Annotated in this window: 18 protein-coding genes; 9 read left to right on the top strand and 9 right to left on the bottom strand. The window is 33.2% G+C overall.

Annotated features, from left to right (window positions below):
- The first annotated feature begins 44 nt into the window (after nt 1-44).
- On the top strand, nt 45-653 hold the full coding sequence (locus tag QZZ51_RS07800; protein WP_291868238.1) for a superoxide dismutase: 609 nt from the start codon (nt 45-47) through the stop codon (nt 651-653).
- Nucleotides 654-1,732: 1,079 nt separating this feature from the next.
- On the opposite strand, the gene QZZ51_RS07795 is transcribed toward QZZ51_RS07800, so the two are convergent.
- From QZZ51_RS07795 to purN, 4 genes are all read right to left on the bottom strand, one after another.
- Nucleotides 1,733-3,631 carry an amidophosphoribosyltransferase gene (locus QZZ51_RS07795; protein WP_291868236.1) on the bottom strand — a complete coding sequence of 633 codons (1,899 nt, stop codon included), beginning with the start codon at nt 3,629-3,631 and terminating at the stop codon, nt 1,733-1,735.
- A gap of 49 nt (nt 3,632-3,680) precedes the next feature.
- Nucleotides 3,681-4,604 carry a PfkB family carbohydrate kinase gene (locus QZZ51_RS07790; protein WP_291868235.1) on the bottom strand — a complete coding sequence of 308 codons (924 nt, stop codon included), beginning with the start codon at nt 4,602-4,604 and terminating at the stop codon, nt 3,681-3,683.
- A gap of 104 nt (nt 4,605-4,708) precedes the next feature.
- Nucleotides 4,709-5,344 (bottom strand): ribonuclease H family protein, encoded by a 636-nt coding sequence (locus tag QZZ51_RS07785; RefSeq protein WP_291868234.1) that lies wholly within the window; start codon nt 5,342-5,344, stop codon nt 4,709-4,711.
- Nucleotides 5,344-5,913 (bottom strand): phosphoribosylglycinamide formyltransferase, encoded by a 570-nt coding sequence (gene purN, locus QZZ51_RS07780; protein WP_291868232.1) that lies wholly within the window; start codon nt 5,911-5,913, stop codon nt 5,344-5,346. Before purN ends, QZZ51_RS07785 begins: the two co-directional genes overlap by 1 nt.
- A 161-nt stretch (nt 5,914-6,074) precedes the next feature.
- On the opposite strand from purN, the gene QZZ51_RS07775 reads away from it, so the two are divergent.
- The 5 genes from QZZ51_RS07775 to pyk all read left to right on the top strand — a co-directional run bounded on the left by QZZ51_RS07775 (nt 6,075) and on the right by pyk (nt 10,431).
- Nucleotides 6,075-6,308 (top strand): acyl carrier protein, encoded by a 234-nt coding sequence (locus QZZ51_RS07775; RefSeq protein ID WP_008269813.1) that lies wholly within the window; start codon nt 6,075-6,077, stop codon nt 6,306-6,308.
- Between the two features lie 109 nt (nt 6,309-6,417).
- The gene (gene fabF, locus QZZ51_RS07770) at nt 6,418-7,668 is read left to right on the top strand and encodes a beta-ketoacyl-ACP synthase II (protein WP_291868228.1); all 1,251 of its coding nucleotides are present in this window, start codon (nt 6,418-6,420) and stop codon (nt 7,666-7,668) included.
- A gap of 6 nt (nt 7,669-7,674) precedes the next feature.
- Entirely contained in the window at nt 7,675-8,406 is a 732-nt protein-coding gene (gene rnc, locus QZZ51_RS07765; RefSeq protein WP_291868226.1) for a ribonuclease III, read from the top strand.
- A 115-nt stretch (nt 8,407-8,521) separates the two neighbouring features.
- Nucleotides 8,522-8,986 carry an IPExxxVDY family protein gene (locus QZZ51_RS07760; protein ID WP_291868223.1) on the top strand — a complete coding sequence of 155 codons (465 nt, stop codon included), beginning with the start codon at nt 8,522-8,524 and terminating at the stop codon, nt 8,984-8,986.
- Nucleotides 8,987-8,988: 2 nt separating this feature from the next.
- Complete coding sequence (gene pyk, locus QZZ51_RS07755; protein ID WP_291868221.1) at nt 8,989-10,431, top strand: pyruvate kinase; 1,443 nt, start codon at nt 8,989-8,991, stop codon at nt 10,429-10,431.
- Nucleotides 10,432-10,526: 95 nt separating this feature from the next.
- Here pyk and QZZ51_RS07750 read toward each other — a convergent pair whose 3' ends face one another.
- Both QZZ51_RS07750 and QZZ51_RS07745 read right to left on the bottom strand, forming a co-directional pair.
- Nucleotides 10,527-12,098 carry a SulP family inorganic anion transporter gene (locus QZZ51_RS07750; RefSeq protein WP_291868218.1) on the bottom strand — a complete coding sequence of 524 codons (1,572 nt, stop codon included), beginning with the start codon at nt 12,096-12,098 and terminating at the stop codon, nt 10,527-10,529.
- A gap of 227 nt (nt 12,099-12,325) precedes the next feature.
- Entirely contained in the window at nt 12,326-13,243 is a 918-nt protein-coding gene (locus QZZ51_RS07745; protein ID WP_291868216.1) for a nicotinic acid mononucleotide adenyltransferase, read from the bottom strand.
- Between the two features lie 124 nt (nt 13,244-13,367).
- Between QZZ51_RS07745 and QZZ51_RS07740 the strand changes: the two genes are divergently transcribed.
- Nucleotides 13,368-14,369, top strand: coding sequence for an NAD(P)H-dependent glycerol-3-phosphate dehydrogenase (locus QZZ51_RS07740; RefSeq protein WP_291868214.1), 1,002 nt, complete (start codon nt 13,368-13,370; stop codon nt 14,367-14,369).
- 4 nt (nt 14,370-14,373) lie between these two features.
- Here the strand turns inward: QZZ51_RS07740 and pbpC are convergent, their stop codons facing one another.
- Together pbpC and QZZ51_RS07730 are read right to left on the bottom strand one after the other, a co-directional pair.
- On the bottom strand, nt 14,374-16,722 hold the full coding sequence (gene pbpC, locus QZZ51_RS07735) for a penicillin-binding protein 1C (protein WP_291868211.1): 2,349 nt from the start codon (nt 16,720-16,722) through the stop codon (nt 14,374-14,376).
- Nucleotides 16,723-16,754: 32 nt separating this feature from the next.
- Complete coding sequence (locus tag QZZ51_RS07730) at nt 16,755-17,111, bottom strand: hypothetical protein (RefSeq protein ID WP_291868209.1); 357 nt, start codon at nt 17,109-17,111, stop codon at nt 16,755-16,757.
- A gap of 85 nt (nt 17,112-17,196) precedes the next feature.
- Here QZZ51_RS07730 and QZZ51_RS07725 point away from each other — a divergent pair, with 85 nt between their 5' ends.
- Together QZZ51_RS07725 and QZZ51_RS07720 are read left to right on the top strand one after the other, a co-directional pair.
- Complete coding sequence (locus tag QZZ51_RS07725) at nt 17,197-17,691, top strand: CvpA family protein (RefSeq protein ID WP_291868207.1); 495 nt, start codon at nt 17,197-17,199, stop codon at nt 17,689-17,691.
- Between the two features lie 177 nt (nt 17,692-17,868).
- The gene (locus tag QZZ51_RS07720) at nt 17,869-18,318 is read left to right on the top strand and encodes a hypothetical protein (protein WP_291868204.1); all 450 of its coding nucleotides are present in this window, start codon (nt 17,869-17,871) and stop codon (nt 18,316-18,318) included.
- Nucleotides 18,319-18,330: 12 nt separating this feature from the next.
- Here QZZ51_RS07720 and QZZ51_RS07715 read toward each other — a convergent pair.
- The coding region (locus tag QZZ51_RS07715) for a hypothetical protein (protein WP_291868202.1) at nt 18,331-18,675 on the bottom strand (345 nt) is incomplete at its 5' end.

Raw genomic sequence — 18,675 nt, 5'->3', positions numbered from 1 at the left:
TGTAAATTTGATATGCAAAACTAATATATAAATACACAGAAATTATGGCTTTTGAATTACCAAAATTACCATACGCATATGATGCGTTAGAACCACATATTGATGCAAGAACTATGGAAATACACCATACAAAGCACCATAACGGATATACAACTAAATTAAATGGCGCTATTGCTGGTACAGAATTAGAAGGAAAATCTATAGAAGATATTCTTGCTAATTTAGACATGTCCAATGGAGCTGTAAGAAATAATGGAGGAGGTTTTTATAACCATTCTTTATTTTGGGAAATTTTATCTCCAACTGGAGGAGGAGAGCCTTCAGGAGAATTATTAGAAGCTATTAATGCTACTTATGGCTCTTTCGAAGAATTTAAAAATACATTTAGTACTGCTGCCGGAACTAGATTTGGCTCTGGATGGGCTTGGTTATGTGTTCATAAAGGTGGTAAAGTGGAAGTTTGTTCTACGCCAAACCAAGATAATCCACTTATGCCAGAATCTGGTTGTAGTGGCTTTCCTATTTTAGGTTTAGATGTTTGGGAACATGCTTATTACTTAAACTACCAAAACAGAAGGCCAGATTACATTAATGCTTTTTTTAGTATTATCAATTGGGATAAGGTTTCCGAGTTGTATGCTGCTAATAGATAACATCTAAGTACTATTTAGTACTGTATTAAAAAACCACCTTGTTTTAACAAGGTGGTTTTTTGTTTTTATTATATAGAAAAGGGCGGAGAAGTCTCCACCCTTTTCGTCCCAAATCTTACCATAAACTTAACCTACTTATGCTATGGCGAAACTAAATTACTGGTATTGTGGGAAATAAAAAAGGAATTTTGTGAAATTTTATATAATAAGTTAAAAACAACTTAGTTAGAATTTCGATAAAAAGAAGGGTAAATCTTGTTAAATGTCTGATTGTCAGCAATAAAAAAGGCAGAGTATAACCCTGCCTTTTTTCCCCAAATCTTACCATGAACTTAACCTACTTATGCTATGGTTCTTCAAAAGTAAGGTAAATGAGTGTTTGTGTAAAAGGTATTGGATGAATGTACTGTAACTTTAGTTAAAGTGTTGTTTGGTGTCTTTGGTTGAAAAGATTTATAAGATATATGAGAAATTACTATTTACAGAATGTATAAAAAAATAAAAGACGGAACAATGTTCCGTCTTTTCCCCAAATCTTACCATGAACTTAACCTACTTATGCTATGGTTCTTCAAAAGTAGGGTAAAGAAGTGTTTGCGTAAAAGGTATTGGATGAATGTACTGTAACTTTAGTTAAAGTGTTGTTTGGCATCTTTGGAAGGTAATATTTATAAGATATGTGAGAAATTACTATTTACAGAATGTATAAAAAAATAAAAGACGGAACATTGTTCCGTCTTTTCCCCAAATCTTACCATGAACTTAACCTACTTATGCTATGGTTCTTCAAAAGTAAGGTAAAGAAGTGTTCGTGTAAAAGGTATTGGATGAATGTACTGTAACTTTAGTTAAAGTGTTGTTTGGTGTCTTTGGGGGGTAATTATTATTTGTAGAATGTATGAAAAATAAAAGACGGAACAATGTTCCGTCTTTTCCCCAAATCTTACCATGAACTTAACCTACTTATGCTATGGCAAGTCTAAAATAGCTTTGTGTATTACCATTAAGACTATAACGCCGTTGAAAAGTGTATTTTATCGATGAAATGCGCTCAAATATGCATTTCATCGATAAAATACTTAATAAGCTCTTTCGTTTTTCCCTTCGTAAAAGTTTATAAATGCTTTGTTTACAACTCTATTACCTCCTGGTGTGGGGTAATTTCCTGTGAAATACCAATCTCCTAGATTTTTTGGACAAGCTTTGTGTAGATTCTCTATATTCTGATAAATAATTTGAACTTCAGCTTTGATATCCTTAGAAATAAGGAGTTCTCCAATTTTAATTGAAATTTGTTCCGCGGTAAAAGGCTTGTAGAATTCTTTTACATAATTAATGACATCCTTATCGTCTGTAGATAATTGATTTTTACATTTCTTATATATTTCTTCCACAAGATCCATGGAGTTATTGTCCTTATGTAAATCTAAAGCAGCTCTAAAAGCTATAAAATCCTCTAGTTTAGCCATATCTATTCCATAACAATCTGGGTATCTAATTTGCGGCGCTGAGGAAACAACAATTATTTTTTTAGGTTCTAAGCGATCTAAAATTTTAAGGATACTCTTTTTAAGCGTGGTTCCGCGAACAATACTATCATCTATAATAACAAGATTATCTCCTTTGTCTACTGAACCATAAGAGATGTCGTATACATGCGCTACTAAATCATCCCTACTACTGTCTTGCGTAATGAAGGTTCTTAGTTTGGCATCTTTAATTGCAACTTTCTCTATCCTAGGGCGAATTTTTAATATTTCATGTAGTTCTTCACTAGTAATTTTAGAACCTATAGAAAGAATTTGCTCTTCTTTTTTCTTATTTAAATAGTTTTGAGCCTCTTTAACCATACCAAAGAAAGAAGTTTCTGCAGTATTAGGAATATAAGAGAAAACTGTTTTCTTAATATCATGATCTATAGCATCAAGTATTTTGGGAAAAAGTAATTTACCAAGCTCTTTTCTTTCTTGGTATATTTCTTTGTCACTTCCTCTAGAGAAATATATACGTTCAAATGAGCACGCTTTTCTTTCTGTAGGTTCTAATATTTCTTTAATAGAAGTACTGCCGCTTTTCTTTATTATAAGAGCGTGTCCAGGGTCTATTTCATGTACAGATTCGTAAGGAACATTAAAAACAGTTTGTATAACAGGTCTTTCGGATGCTACAACTACAACTTCATCATCTTGATAATAGTATGCTGGTCGAATTCCTCCCGGATCTCTTAGTACAAAAGCATCTCCGTGCCCTAATAGCCCTGCCATTGCATAGCCACCATCAAAATTCTTAGCAGCACGTTTAAGGATTTTAGATACTTTTAAACGTTCTGCAATTAATTTGGAAGCTTCTCTTTTTGTGTACCCTTCTTTTTTAATCTGTTTATAGAGTTTGGCAACGGCATCATCTAAGAAATGACCAATTTTTTCCATTACAGTAACAGTGTCTGCCATTTCTTTTGGATGTTGACCTATCTGCACAAGATTATCAAAAAGCTCGTGAACGTTAGTCATATTAAAATTACCAGCAACAATAAGGTTGCGGTGCATCCAGTTATTTTGTCTTAAAAAAGGGTGAACACTTTCTATGCTATTCTTACCAAAGGTACCATAACGAACATGTCCTAATAATAATTCTCCTAGATAAGGGATGTTCTTTTTTTGTAGGTCTACATTGTCAATATATTCTGGATTTTCTGCAAAAGCAGTATTAATCCTTTTATTGATTTGCGCAAAAATATCTTGTATAGGTTGTTGTTCTGCCGAACGAACCCTACTCATATATCTTTCCCCTGCATCCATATCTAACTTTATACTGGCTAAACCTGCACCGTCTTGTCCACGATTGTGCTGTTTTTCCATCATTAGATACATTTTATTTACACCATAAAATGCAGTGCCATATTTTTCCTTATAATATTCTAGGGGTTTTAGTAGTCGTATTACAGAAATTCCGCATTCATGTTTAATGGCATCACTCATTACTTTGTAGTTGTATTAAAAAAGCCCCAAATTTTGGGGCGTTAGATTATTATAATTCGATGTCAAATTGTGTTAATGTCTTAAATTGATGAAGTCTTTTATTTACTTCCTCTCTTTGTAAGTTTTCCATCCTTTCGGTTCCAAATTTCTCTACGGAGAAAGAAGCAAGGTTAGAGCCTTGTATTACAGCATTCTTTAAGTTATTAAAGCTCGAGTTTTTAGTCGCAGCTAAATATCCTGCAAATCCACCAGCAAAAGTGTCTCCGGCTCCAGTGGGATCAAAAACGTCTTCAAGAGGTAAGGCAGGCGCAAAGAAAATTTTATCTTCATGGAATAATAAAGCACCGTGCTCTCCTTTCTTAATTACCAAATGTTTAGGACCCATTTTAAGAATACTACTTGCGGCTTTTACCAAAGAATATTCACCAGTTAATTGCCTGGCTTCCTCATCATTAATAGTTAAAATGTCTATTTCTTTAATTACTTGCTTTAATTCTTCCAGCGCACTATCCATCCAGAAATTCATAGTGTCTAGAATGATAAGGTCTGGCTTTTTGTCCATTTGTTTAATGACACTCATTTGTACGCTAGGGTGTAAATTTCCTAACATAACAACATTGGCATCTTTAAAATTTTCAGGAACTAAAGGGTTAAAATCTGCTAATACATTTAACTCCGTAGTAATTGTATCTCTAGAGTTTAGGTCGTTATGGTATTTTCCTTCCCAGAAAAAGGTTTTACCCCCTTTAACTATTTCTAAAGAAGAAAGGTCTATATTTTTAGATTTAAGAAGATTTAAGTATTCTTCAGGAAAGTCTTCTCCTACAACAGAAATTATAGCGGACTCTAGATCAAATTGAGATGCTGCTAAACCAATGAAAGTTGCTGCTCCACCTAATATTTTATCTGTTTTTCCAAAAGGAGTTTCAATGGCATCAAAGGCAACGGTGCCTACTATTAATAATTTACCCATTATAAAAATAATTAAGCTGCAAATATACGGCTTTGAAAAACGAAAAGCAGCAACCAATTATGGCAAATAGAATTATTAATTTGTTAAAAAATAATTGGGGATTGCTATTTGCGACCAAAATCAGCAGGAATTTCTCCCCAAGCTTTGGTTTCCCATTTTACAATGACGGTATGGTAAGAGTTAGTTTGCAACCAATCTGTGGCTCGTTTAATCAAAATGAAGATGTCTTCGTTTTTTTTACTTGGTTTTAGTTTGGTGTTGCATTTTTTTTTTCGAACCCAACTCATGGCAGTTCTAGAATCAGTATAAAGAATTCTATCGCTATTATGTTTTTTTAAAAACGCTAATCCATGTACTAATGCTAGAAATTCGCCAATATTATTTGTTCCTTGTTTAAAGGGGCCTTGATAAAATAATTTTTTTCCAGTTTTTGTGTCTACTCCTTGGTATTCCATTATGCCAGGGTTTCCGCTAGAAGCTGCATCTACAGAAATAGAATTATAATTAGGAGAGCCGTATGTAGCTAATTCCTCTTTAGATAGTTTTGTTTTATTTGGTTTCTGACCTTTGTAGTCATTATAACTACCGTTGAATGCAGTTTTGGCCAATGTTAAAGATTCGAAAGATTTATATTGCGCTCCTTTATAACCATTAATAGCTATTTTGCATTCCTTCCAACTAGTATAAATACCAGGTTTTACCCCTTGCCATACTACATAAAATTTCTTTTTCCCTGCCATTATTGTGTTAAAAGTAGTTTTTCTATGACCTTCGGAAAGTACTCATATTCTAAATTATGTACTTTTTTTGCTATTTCTTCAGAGGTATCCTTGCTGTAAACCTCCACTTTTTCTTGCTGTATTATAGCACCTTCATCATAATTTTCATTCACATAATGTATGGTAATGCCTGTTTCTGTTTCTTTATTTTCCTTAACTGCAGTATGTACATTATCTCCATACATTCCTTTTCCACCATATTTTGGTAGTAGAGCAGGGTGAATATTTATAATTTTTCTAGGAAAAGTTTTTATAATATTTTCAGGAATTTTCCACAAGAAACCAGCAAGAACAATTAAATCTGGGTCAAACGATTCTAATACTTTTAATACAGCATCTGTCTTGGTAAATGCATTTTTGTTAAAGTATAGTGCGCTGATATTTAATCTATTACAACGATCTATAACTTTGGCATCCCTTTTGTTAGTAAGTACACAGGTAATAGTTACATTCGTCTTATTCTGAAAATAGTGCACTATGTTTTCAACATTAGAACCAGAACCAGAAGCAAATAGAACAATACTTTTCATAATAAGAGTTAATGTAGTATATTAAAATATTTATAGAGCTAAAATAGCACACTTGTTTTTAATTTGTTTAAATTAGATGACATTTTAACGGCAAATAGTGTTATTGAGCCATAAGTTTTTTATTTTTGCCAACAATTTAAATTTTTAAAACCAATATTATTATGTCAGACATTGCATCAAGAGTAAAAGCTATCATCGTTGATAAATTAGGAGTTGATGAAAACGAAGTGGTAACGGAAGCTAGCTTTACTAACGACTTAGGGGCAGATTCACTGGATACTGTTGAGTTGATTATGGAATTCGAAAAAGAGTTCGATATTCAAATTCCTGATGATCAAGCTGAAAATATCGCAACAGTTGGCCAAGCCATAAGCTATATAGAAGAAGCTAAGTAATCATTATGATTTCTTGAACAAGTTTTTAAATTATCCATGTGGTTTATATGCTGCATGGATATTTTTTTTTAATTTCCCCTTTACTAAGGAATAACTAATACCAGGTTCAATGCAATTAAAAAGAGTTGTAGTTACTGGATTGGGTGCTTTGACACCAATTGGTAATAATATAGAGGAGTACTGGAATGCTTTAATCGCAGGTAAGAGTGGGGCTGCCCCAGTTACTTATTATGATACAGAAAAGTTTAAAACAAAATTCGCGTGCGAATTAAAGAATTATAATCCCTTAGATCATTTCGATAGGAAAGAAGCGCGTAAGTTGGATAAATTTGCACAGTATGCTTTAATTGCTTCAGATGAAGCAATTTTAGATTCTGGGTTAGATTTAGATAAAGTAGATAAATTTAGAGTAGGTGTAATCTGGGGTGCTGGTATTGGTGGTCTAGAGACTTTTCAGAATGAAGTGATGAATTTCGCTGCAGGTGATGGTACGCCAAGATTTAATCCTTTCTTTATCCCAAAGATGATTGCAGATATCGCACCAGGAAACATTTCCATAAAACATGGTTTTATGGGAGCAAATTACACAACGGTATCCGCTTGTGCTTCTTCTGCAAATGCAATGATAGATGCCATGAATAATATTCGATTGGGATACAGCGATGTTATTGTTACAGGAGGAAGTGAAGCAGCCGTAACTATTGCCGGAATGGGAGGATTTGGAGCTATGCACGCTTTGTCTAGAAGAAATGAAAGTCCAGAAACGGCTTCCAGACCTTTTGATGTTACTCGTGATGGTTTTGTTCTTGGAGAAGGTGCAGGAGCACTAATCTTAGAAGAATATGAACACGCAAAAGCAAGAGGAGCTAAAATATACGCAGAAATCGTAGGTGGAGGTTTATCTAATGATGCATACCATATGACTGCTCCACACCCAGATGGAATAGGAGTTGTTCGTGTTATGCAAAACTGTTTAGAAGACGCCGGCTTAAAACCAGAAGATGTAGATGCGATTAATACACATGGAACATCAACACCTTTAGGAGATGTAGCAGAACTTAAAGCTATCTCTAAAGTATTTGGAGACCATGCTGAAAAAATAAATATTAATTCTACGAAGTCTATGACAGGCCATTTACTTGGAGCTGCAGGAGCTATAGAAGCTATTGCGTCTATTTTGGCTATGAAACATGGTATTGTCCCGCCGACAATTAACCATACTACGGTTGATGAAAGAATTGACCCAAAATTAAATTTAACACTGAATAAAGCACAAAAACGAGAGGTTAATGTGGCCATAAGTAATACGTTTGGCTTTGGAGGACATAATGCTTGTGTTGTGTTTAAAAAAATGAATTAATTGCAAATGAAATTTTCTTCAAAAATATTCAATTCCCATTCTAAAAAGGATGGGGATTTTTTTGTTGGAATGAAGAGAATACTAGGTTTTAAACCTAAAAAAATACACATATATAAAAAAGCCTTTTTACATAGGTCCGCAAATGTAAAAGATAGCGAAGGTATTCCTATGAATTATGAACGATTAGAATTTCTTGGAGATTCTATGCTAGGAACTATTATATCTAAGTATTTGTATATTGAAGTGCCAGAAGGAGACGAAGGTTACTTAACTAAGATGCGATCAAAAATAGTAAGTAGGGAGCACCTTAACGAGTTAGGAAAAGATTTAGAACTTATAAAGTTTGTTGAAAGTAGAATACCAAAATCTCATTTTGGAGACAATATTCACGGTAATGTTTTTGAGGCATTAGTAGGGGCCATATATTTAGATAGAGGTTATAAATACTGCGAAATATTTATATATAATAAGGTTGTAAAACCATATGTAGATATAGAACAGTTAGAAGGAAAAGTAATTAGCTATAAAAGCCTTATAATTGAATGGTGCCAAAAACAAAAAAAGACATTTCATTATAATGTTTATGAAGATACGGGTAATGATACTTTAAAACATTTTGCAGTAAAATTATCCATTGCAGATACTGTAGTTGCAAAAGCGCGAGCAACATCAAAGAAAAAGGCTGAAGAAAGAGCATCTAAAAGAGCTTATTTTGCTTTGCAAGATAAAATGGACTAATCTTAGGTTATTTTTTCAACACTATAACGTTATAGTAATAGTTTCGGGCATTTTATTATAATTTCTTAATTAGGCAGATTACTAATTAACCCTATATTTGTCTTTTTTGTGGCCTATGGTAGCAGTACACAAGATTACTGGAGATTTTTTTGAAGAAGCTTTTATTTTAATTGCTTTACATAGCAGTTTGCCGGATTATGCTTTGGTATATGGGGTAAATAATTGCCTCAAAGCTAATTTTAAAAGATCTCGTAAAGATTTAGATGTATCCAATTCAGTATCCTTTCCATTTTTTGAATGGGAAGATGATATTAAGGATAGGTATTGGACTCTTATTTCTAACTTTAGTAATAAAGAGGAAAGTACTGTAACGACAAGCCTTTTTAAAGATGAACCTACGTTTACAACGCATCATTTAATTCCCGAGCACAAGGAAATAGATTATTTTCTTAAAATTGAAGAGGATGAAGCACATATGGTAGAAGATATTTTAAAAGCGCTAGTAACCATACCCAAAATAATAACAGCCTATGAATTAGATGCTGAAAATTTAAAATCTAAGAACAACTTAATATTTTAATAATGCCAAGACAAAAGAAGACAAAAATAGTAGCCACCTTAGGTCCAGCAACGAGCAAAAAGAAAGTCTTAAGAGACATGATTAATGCTGGGGTTGATGTTTTTAGAATAAATTTTTCTCATGCAGATTATGAAGATGTAACAGAAAAAGTTAAAATAATAAGAGAACTTAATGACGAATTAGGTGCCAATATATCTATACTAGGAGATTTACAAGGACCAAAATTACGTGTTGGTGTAATGGCTGGTGAAGTTGTTGTTGTTCCTGGAGACGAAATAACTTTTGTAACAGGAAAACCTTTTGAAGGAAATGCGGAAAGAGTGTATATGAATTACGCTAAGTTTCCAGAAGATGTACAAGCAGGGGAGAATATTTTATTAGATGACGGAAAACTAATGTTCGAAGTTGTTTCTACAAATAAAAAGGATGAAGTTAAGGCTAAAGTAATCCATGGAGGGCCTTTAAAATCTAAGAAAGGAGTAAACCTCCCTAATACTAAGATTTCTTTGCCTGCGTTAACAGAGAAAGATATTAATGATGCTATTTTTGCTATCTCTTTAGAAGTGGATTGGATCGCATTATCATTTGTTCGTTTTAGTCAAGATTTAATAGATCTACAGAAAATAATTCAAGAGCATTCGGAACACAAAATTCCAATTATTGCAAAAATTGAAAAACCAGAGGCCGTTGAGAATATTGACAAAATAGTTTCTTATTGCGATGGTCTAATGGTTGCTAGAGGAGATTTAGGAGTAGAAGTTCCTGCTCACGAAGTTCCACTTATTCAAAAGCAGTTAGTTTTACGTGCTAAAAAAGCTAGAATACCAGTAATTATAGCAACCCAAATGATGGAAACTATGATTACTAGCCTTACACCTACAAGAGCAGAAGTTAATGACGTTGCTAATTCTGTTATGGATGGCGCAGATGCAGTAATGCTTTCTGGAGAAACTTCAGTTGGGAATTATCCAGTACAAGTTATTGATAAAATGGCTAGTATTTTAAAAAGTGTAGAAGGGTCTAATCTTATTAAAGTTCCACAAGAGCCACCACATATTCGAACAAAACGATATATTACTAAATCGGTATGCTATCATGCTTCTTTAATGGCAAATGAAATTAAAGCAAAGGCAATTTCTACACTCACGAATAGTGGTTACACTGCTTTTCAAATTTCAGCATGGAGACCAAGTGCACATATATTAGTATTTACATCTAATAGAAGAATATTAACACAACTAAACTTACTTTGGGGTGTTAAAGCATTTTATTATGATCGTTTTGTTTCTACGGATCAAACTACAGAAGACGTAAATAAAATTGCATGTAAAAAAGGCTTTTTAGAGGAAGGCGATATGTTAGTTAGTCTTGCAGCTATGCCTATAAAAGATAAAGGAATGGTAAATACACTGAGAGTTACAGAAATAGAATCTTGTAATTTTTAAAAAATAAAACCTTAAATATAAAGCCCAAACATTATAATGTTTGGGCTTTATAAAAACACCTTTGTCCCGTCCTGAAATAGCGATATACTAAAACTTTATTTACTTACTACCTTATATGTAGGGTCTTCTAAAACATTAACATCTATAATATCATCGGCATTTTTAAGTAGATCTATACAATCCTTGCTTAAGTGTCTTAAATGTACTTTTTTACCCACTTTATGGTAACGCTCTGTAAGTTTATTTAAAGCTTCAATACCAGACATATCTGCAACTCTACTTTCTTTAAAATCTATAATTACCTCTTCAGGGTCTTCTTGGATATCAAATTTTTCATTAAAAAGAGTGGTAGAACCAAAAAACAAAGGGCCAAAAATTTCGTAGTGTTTAACTCCATTGTCATCTACATATTTTCTAGCTCTAATACGTTTAGCGTTCTCCCAAGAATAGGCTAAAGCAGAGATAATAACGCCTAATAATACGGCTTTCGCCAAGTTATGTGTATAAGCAGTAATTAAGGTTACCAATACCATTACAATAACATCCGAGTTAGGCATTTTTCTAAAGGTCTTAAAACTTGCCCATTCAAAAGTACCTATGGCAACCATAAACATTAATCCTACTAAAGCCGCCATTGGCAACTGCTCTATTAAATCAGAACCAAACATGATGAATACTAATAACATTACGGCTGCAGTAATTCCAGATAAACGAGCTCTTGCTCCTGAAGATGTATTGATTAAACTTTGCCCAATCATTGCACAACCACCCATTCCTGATAAAAACCCAGAAAGGATATTGGCCGTTCCTTGTGCTACACATTCTTTATTACTACGACCTCTAGTATCTGTAATTTCGTCAATAATATTTAAGGTAAGTAAACTCTCTATTAAACCTACTCCCGCTACAATAGCAGCGTATGGAAAAATAATCTTAAAAGTTTCAAGAGTAAATGGAATTTGAGGAATCGATAATGGAGGAAACCCACCATTAATGGTTTGTCCTTCCTTCATGGTATCTGCCACGGTAAGTGTATCTACACCAAAACCTAAAACAATAGCTGAAACCACCACAATGGCAACCAAAGAAGATGGTATCGCTTTTGTTAATTTTGGTAATCCCCAAATAATTAGCATGGTTAAAAGAGTTAAGCCAAGCATTATGTACATAGAACTTCCTTCTAAAAGATTGTCTGTTCCTTTTTGATAAAAGTTTGGAAATTGTGCCATAAAAATAATTATAGCCAATCCGTTTACGAATCCAAACATTACCGGATGCGGTACTAAACGTATAAATTTACCTAGACGTAAAAGGCCTGCTAGTATTTGTAGAACACCCGCAATAATAACTGTAGCGAATACATAATTAAGTATCGTTTCTGGTTCAATCTCTGGAAAATGCCTTTTTAACTCCAAAATTAACCCAATAAAAATAACTGCAACTGCTCCTGTTGCACCAGATATCATTCCTGGTCTACCTCCAAAAATAGAAGTAATCAATGCAAGCACAAAAGCCGCATAAAGACCTGTTAAAGGGGAAAACCCTGGAATTAAAGCAAAAGCTATTGCCTCTGGCACTAAGGCTAGGGCAACCGTTAATCCGGAAAGTATTTCCGTTTTATAATCTACTTTCTGTTTAAAATCGAAAAGATTTAAATACTTCTTCACATCATTAATTTAAGGGCGCAAAAATAGGGCAAATTCTTTTGGTACTCCTCAAAGTGTTTAATAATTAAGGATATAGCTAAATTTTATTAAAAATCTAAACTTCTTATCCCCATAAAAACAAATTATATATAAAATAAAAACCGCTTTAAACATATTGTTTAAAGCGGTTTTTAACTAAATAACCAACCAAAAAATTCTTCAAAGAAAGTTTTACTATTCCTCTCTTGTTATTTTATTTTTCTACTTCGCTTTACATTCATTATAGGGTTCGAAGTCTTTTTTCTCTTTTTACTAACCAAGCCTTTGCCCGATTTTAAATACTGCTGATAGCCCTTTCCTTTAAACTCATAAACCGTTTTACTATTTGGGTGATACAGCTCAATAGTACTATCATTAATAACGTAAAGCTCAAAGTAATCATTGCCCATGAAATCATATGCAAGTGTTAAAGTTTTAAGCGTTTCATCGTTTTCTATATTATACACCTGATATTCTCCTTCAAAATCCCATTGCAATCTAGAAATTGGGGTTCCTGTTTTATCTATAGAAGATTTAAAAAAGTCTGGCAAAAACTGTAAATAATTCTCCTCATCAAAATCATTTATAGCTCCTTGTTCACTGGTATATGTTTTTTCCCAAGCATCATACTCTTGTAAAAAGTAATTTATATTATCATAAAAAACATAATCATAATCAAAAGTAGCTGTAGAGTATCCTTTTAAGTAATAGGATGTTTTAGATCCTGCATCATATAACTCTATAGTACTATTATTCACCGTAAAAACATCTAAGACCCATGTGCCATCCGCATCATGATCTATATCTACTGCTCCACCATAGCCATCATAATAGCCTACTGAAATACCATACCCATTTCCTGTACTACCAATACCTACAATATTATTATTGGCATACATTTTTCCGTTTTTAAACGAAACCGTAAACGCACGTTGTAAAAAAGGAACTTCTCCATTACCTTTAGTCGCATTAATATCTACATACCATAAATCATACGATTGTAAAACCTGATTGGTAGTATATATAGGTTCCTCTATATATTCATCTTCTATAAGCACCTCTGTATAACAAGAGCTAAGTAAGGTACCTAATAACGTAAATCCCAAAAGTAATTTCATCGCCTTCATCTGTAAACAATTTTAATGTTCTCTTAGTACAAAACAAATCCTGTGCCAAAAAAATTATATTGCTGATTCTATACCTTAGAAAGATGCTTAAAATTTGGTAAGTTTGAAGTATAAAATCACTTTTATGAGTAAAGAGATAAAGTTTGCAGTTTTAGGCGGTGGAAGTTGGGCTACCGCTATTGTTAAGATGCTAACCGAAAACCAAAAGCAAGTACATTGGTATATGCGTAATGAGGATGCTATTGCCCATATTAAAAATGAAAAGCATAACCCAAACTATTTAAGTTCGGTGGAATTTCACCTAGATCAATTGCTATTAACTTCGGATATTAATGATGCTGTTTCTAATGCAGACCTTTTAATATTTGCCATCCCATCTGCATTTTTAGAAAGTGAATTAAAAAACTTAACATCTTCCTTAGAAGATAAAATCGTCTTCTCTGCTATAAAAGGAATTGTACCAGAAACGGGGCTAATTGTGGGTGAACATTTTCATGAAAAATACAATATTCCTTTTGAAAGTATTGGTGTTTTAACTGGCCCTTGCCATGCAGAAGAAGTAGCATTAGAACGACTATCTTATTTAACCATAGCATGTGCAGACCAAGAAAAAGCAATGATTGTAGCCGATAATTTAAAGAGTCATTATATAAAAACCAAAATATCGGATGATATTATAGGGACAGAATATGCTGCAATGTTAAAAAATATATATGCTATTGCAGCAGGAATTTCTCATGGTCTTGGCTATGGAGATAATTTCCAAAGTGTATTAATGAGTAACTCTATTAGAGAAATGAAACGGTTTATAAAACGTGTTCATAAAATGAAACGAAACATTAACGATTCTGCTTATTTAGGGGATTTGTTGGTTACTGGCTATTCTACTTTTAGTCGTAATCGTATGTTTGGTAATATGATTGGCAAAGGGTATACCGTGAAAAGTGCTATGATGGAAATGAGTATGGTTGCCGAAGGATATTACGCTACCAAAAGTGCTCATTTATTAATGCGAAAATTAGACAAAAAATCGCGTACTCCAATTATAGATGCTGTCTATGAGGTATTATATAAAGGCAAAAACGCTAAAAAAATATTTAAAGCCCTTACGGATAAGTTAGACTAGAACTTTATTCTACTGTAATCTGTATTACCGCTTCATTACCTAAAGCATCTAAGGCTGTAATTTTGTGTTTTCCTTGGGAGGGCAAAATTCCTATTTCGTGAAAATTGATTGTTTCTTTTACAAACTCTTGATCAACATACCAATACACAGCTGTTTCTTGTTTGGAATGTGCTAATTTTAAGATTAACTCACTCTTTTCTCCATTAAAACCCTTTGTAAGTGTAACTCTGCTGCCACTTTTAGGATAAATAAATTGCATGGGTGATGCATTTGTTGGTTTACATCCGTTTTTAAAATTTGGGAGCACCCTATAATTAAGATGTGTCTTTTTATAATAAAACTCCATCAGAGGAGGTAAAACAAACCAAGATTCTGTAATTGTATTAGATAAATCTGCACAAGAAGAATTTACCCTAAACTGCTTCTTATTATCTAACTGAATACTTCTATGATAGGTACAAGCACGAATCTTATTTTCCTTATTAGGGATAAAAATAGTAGTTGCAGGGCAAATAGGTGTGGCCAAATAACCACTTTCTGTACATACCTGGGCATCTACAAATTCATCTAAAGGTTTGGAGAACCAATCCGATTTAGGAAGCACATCAAAAACATCAAACAATATAGGAGCAGAGCTACTTACACCCGTATGGTTTGGCCTCCCCTCACCATCTGCATTCCCAGACCACACACCAACTACATAATCGGGAGTTACCCCTATAGCCCAAGCATCTTTATTACCATAACTAGTACCGGTTTTCCATGCTACTTCTTTACTACTATCATAAAACTCCCAAGATTCGCTCCCCTCTGGCCTGTTTACTTCTTTCATTGCTTCAAAAGCCAGATAAATACTTGCGGCATCGAAACTATTTTTCTCTATTTTTTTTTCTCCAAAATTTATTTGCTCCTCCTTTTGTAAAATAGGTTCTACAAATTCATTTTTATAATATTCACTAGAAGTAGAGGTATAATGATTTACAGTGGAAGCAAGGTTTGCATAGGTTTTACATAAATCCCATAAGTTACTTTCTGCTCCTCCTAAAATTAAGGTTAAACCATAATGGTCGGCTGATTTGTTAATACCTTTTAGATTAAAATAACTAAGCTGATCTCTGAATTTTTCTAAACCATACGATTGTAATAACCGTACTGCAGGAATATTTAAAGAACGCGCCAATGCTTTTTTTGCTGTTACTGCTCCGCTATAGTCTTCATTAAAATTTTCTGGAGTATACCCAGCAATTTGAGTAGGAACATCTGGCACCAACATTTCGGGAACTAATTCTCCTGCATCTAACATGGCAGCATATAACAATGGTTTTATTACGCTCCCTGTACTCCTATTTGCCTTTATTATATTAACATCTTTTTGATATTCTTTTGTGGTTGGTGTGTTGCCAACATACGCCAAAACTTTTCTTGTCTTTATATCTAGAACTAAAACCGCAGCATTATATACCAAATTCTGTTTTAGTCTCTGGTAATGCTTTTCTACTATTATATTTACATTTTTTTGTAATGTTCCATCTATAGATGTAGTTACTCTTTGCCCTTTATACTTTTTTGTTATTTCCTGCACTAAGTGCGGCGCAATTTTAGGCAAAGCGTATGGCTTTTTAGGCAGCTCTTCGAGTAAAGCCAACTCGTAAGTGGTAGAGTCTATAATCTTATTCTCTGCCAATTTTTGTAATAACCTATTCCTTTTCTGCAATAACCTCTCTTGATTTTTTCCTGGGTAAATTAAACTTGGGGCATTAGGTAAAACAGCTAAAGTGGCAGATTGCGCCCAAGATAATTGATGCGCTTGCAAACCATAATAACGCCAAGAAGCAACCTCTAAGCCTACTACATTCCCTCCAAAAGGAGCATTACTTGCGTATAGTTTTAATATTTCTGCCTTAGTATATTTTAACTCCAGTCTTGTGGCCCAAACTAATTCTATTACTTTTTCTAGATAAGATCGTTTCTTATTCTCTCTTGCCAACCGAATAACTTGCTGAGTAATGGTACTGCCACCACGAAGGGTCTTACCTGCAGAAATATTGGTCTTAATAGCTTTAGCCATCGAAACAGGGTTAAAGCCAGGATGTTGGTAAAAATGGGCATCTTCAAACTGTAGAATACAAGTTCTAAACTTAAAGGGTACACTATCCACCTTAGGAAATCTCCATTGCTCATCCGAAGCTATAGTGGCTCCTATTAAAGCATTGTCACTGCTCTCGATAACGGTTGCTGTAGGGGCATTAAACAAAACCTTAGGAAGGCAAAAATAATATACAATGCACAAAGTGCTTATAAGAAGTAATTTCTTAGGGTGCCTTTTTGCAAACTGTACAATTTTCTTCTTCATAAATAATAACGCATCCAACTAATTATTTTATTCTAAATAATATATTCACTCCCCAAAAAATAACCTACAATTGCTTCTTTCATTAAAACAGACTGCTCGCCAGCTTTTAATGCTGGTAACTCTTCGAGAATAGTATAGTGTGGCCACCCTTCTTCATCAAAAAAATCGAATTTATAATATCCATAAGGTTCCAGTAACCTACAAATGGCAATATGCATTAAATTTAATTTTTCGTCTTTTTTATACTTCTTATGATACTGACCTAGTTCTTGTACGCCAACTAAATAAATAATTGCATCTAAATCTAACGTATCGCCATCTGCAAACTGAGTAGAAAGTTTTTCTACTAAATGTTTCCAACGTTCTTTTAACTCTATATCTCTAGACATTATTTGGTTTTTAATTGTGGTGCTTTCGCTTTTAAAAAATCAAAGGTACAAATCAAAGTTTTATATTTGCCTAAATTAAAGAAGCATGGCCATATTAGATATTGTTTTAGGAATATTACTTATTTGGGGACTTTGGAAAGGTCTAAAAAACGGTCTTTTTATTGAAATAGCATCTATTATCGCTCTTATTGTTGGAATATACGGTGCCATTCATTTTTCTTATATAGCCGGAGATTATTTGGCTGAAAACATGCAATGGAATGAGCGTTATATGAACATTGCTTCATTTATCATAACTTTTATCGCTATAGTGGTAATTGTACATATAGCAGGTAAACTATTAACTAAAGTAGCAGATTTTGCTATGCTAGGTTTATTAAATAAAATTGCTGGCGCCTTGTTTGGCGCTTTAAAAGTTGCCGTTATTCTTGGGGCTTTATTAGTGTTTTTTGATCGCATGAATAATACATTAAACTTTATTAGCGAAGATGCTAAGAAAGAATCTATATTATATGAACCTGTAAAAGAAATCGGTGCATTTGTTTTTAATAAAGTCTTACCTGAGACAAAAAAAGAATAACCTTCGGCTTCTATTAATTTCTTAAAATAAAAAAGCGTTTTTCTTTTCTTTATAAAACGAACTTCCTATTTTAATTAAATAGTTACCATAGATAGTTTTTTTAAGTTTTTAAGCGATAAAATATACTAAGTACCCTAAAATTGTATTTTTTTACAACGAGAACAGAAGTACACTATATTGAGAAAATTAAAAGATTCCCCGTTTTACGAGAAACCCCTTCATATATTAAGTTATGATTTTGGAGATTTTTACTTGTATGATAATTATATTGTTGGAGAAATAGCTGAAGATGTCCTTATTTCTTGGGAAGAGCAGGGAGAATTCCTTGCCGAAGAATTTAAAAGCATCTATTTTGAAAAATATGATGAGTTAAAATACATTAGTAATCGTATTTATAAATATTCTATTATACCGTCGGACTGGCTTAAATTTGCAAAATGCAACTATAATTTTACTGGCTATGGTATCGTAAGCTACTCTAAAAGAGGGTATTTTAATGCTTTGCTAGAAAAGGTTTTTGTACCTGTAAAATTACAAACCTTTACTTCTTTGCAAGAAGCAATAGAATGGGCCAAAATTACGGAGGTAGATAAAGCTACCTCAATAGCAAAAAACGAGGTAGCTTAATATTCCTTTAATTTATTGCACAACCTTTATCCATTGTCCTTTTGTTCTTACCATATAATCATTATCATACATGGCTTCCGCTTGTATTCCAGGTAGGTAATAGGTTCCCAAATAAGACGCATTAAGTAACACCCTAAAAGTTTTGGTTTCTTTTGATTTCATATCAAAATAAAAATTAGCTCTATCATCTCGTATATCTGTATGCGTAACATTATTTTCTGCAAAACTTCCAAAATCTGTAAATCTAGTATTTACTATCTCCCAACCACTTGGAAAAATTTGCGACAAAGCCATATCTTTTAATTTGTTACTAGATGTATTTGTAAGTCTTACCTCAGCAACAAAATCTGTTCCTTG

This window comes from Maribacter sp., from assembly GCF_016744255.1.
Lineage (GTDB): Bacteria > Bacteroidota > Bacteroidia > Flavobacteriales > Flavobacteriaceae > Maribacter_B.
The sequence above is the reverse complement of the archived record's forward strand: the minus strand, read 5'-3'. Positions and strand labels throughout refer to the sequence as shown.

Bases quoted from the DNA above. Each gene is read 5' to 3' on its own strand.
- pyk (WP_291868221.1), top strand. From the start codon at position 8,989: ATGCCAAGACAAAAGAAGACAAAAATAGTAGCCACCTTAGGTCCAGCA.
- rnc (WP_291868226.1), top strand. From the start codon at position 7,675: ATGAAATTTTCTTCAAAAATATTCAATTCCCATTCTAAAAAGGATGGG.
- QZZ51_RS07790 (WP_291868235.1), bottom strand. From the start codon at position 4,604: ATGGGTAAATTATTAATAGTAGGCACCGTTGCCTTTGATGCCATTGAA.
- pbpC (WP_291868211.1), bottom strand. From the start codon at position 16,722: ATGAAGAAGAAAATTGTACAGTTTGCAAAAAGGCACCCTAAGAAATTA.
- QZZ51_RS07795 (WP_291868236.1), bottom strand. From the start codon at position 3,631: ATGAGTGATGCCATTAAACATGAATGCGGAATTTCTGTAATACGACTA.
- QZZ51_RS07740 (WP_291868214.1), top strand. From the start codon at position 13,368: ATGAGTAAAGAGATAAAGTTTGCAGTTTTAGGCGGTGGAAGTTGGGCT.
- QZZ51_RS07775 (WP_008269813.1), top strand. From the start codon at position 6,075: ATGTCAGACATTGCATCAAGAGTAAAAGCTATCATCGTTGATAAATTA.
- QZZ51_RS07730 (WP_291868209.1), bottom strand. From the start codon at position 17,111: ATGTCTAGAGATATAGAGTTAAAAGAACGTTGGAAACATTTAGTAGAA.
- fabF (WP_291868228.1), top strand. From the start codon at position 6,418: ATGCAATTAAAAAGAGTTGTAGTTACTGGATTGGGTGCTTTGACACCA.
- QZZ51_RS07745 (WP_291868216.1), bottom strand. From the start codon at position 13,243: ATGAAGGCGATGAAATTACTTTTGGGATTTACGTTATTAGGTACCTTA.
- purN (WP_291868232.1), bottom strand. From the start codon at position 5,913: ATGAAAAGTATTGTTCTATTTGCTTCTGGTTCTGGTTCTAATGTTGAA.
- QZZ51_RS07725 (WP_291868207.1), top strand. From the start codon at position 17,197: ATGGCCATATTAGATATTGTTTTAGGAATATTACTTATTTGGGGACTT.
- QZZ51_RS07800 (WP_291868238.1), top strand. From the start codon at position 45: ATGGCTTTTGAATTACCAAAATTACCATACGCATATGATGCGTTAGAA.
- QZZ51_RS07760 (WP_291868223.1), top strand. From the start codon at position 8,522: ATGGTAGCAGTACACAAGATTACTGGAGATTTTTTTGAAGAAGCTTTT.
- QZZ51_RS07785 (WP_291868234.1), bottom strand. From the start codon at position 5,344: ATGGCAGGGAAAAAGAAATTTTATGTAGTATGGCAAGGGGTAAAACCT.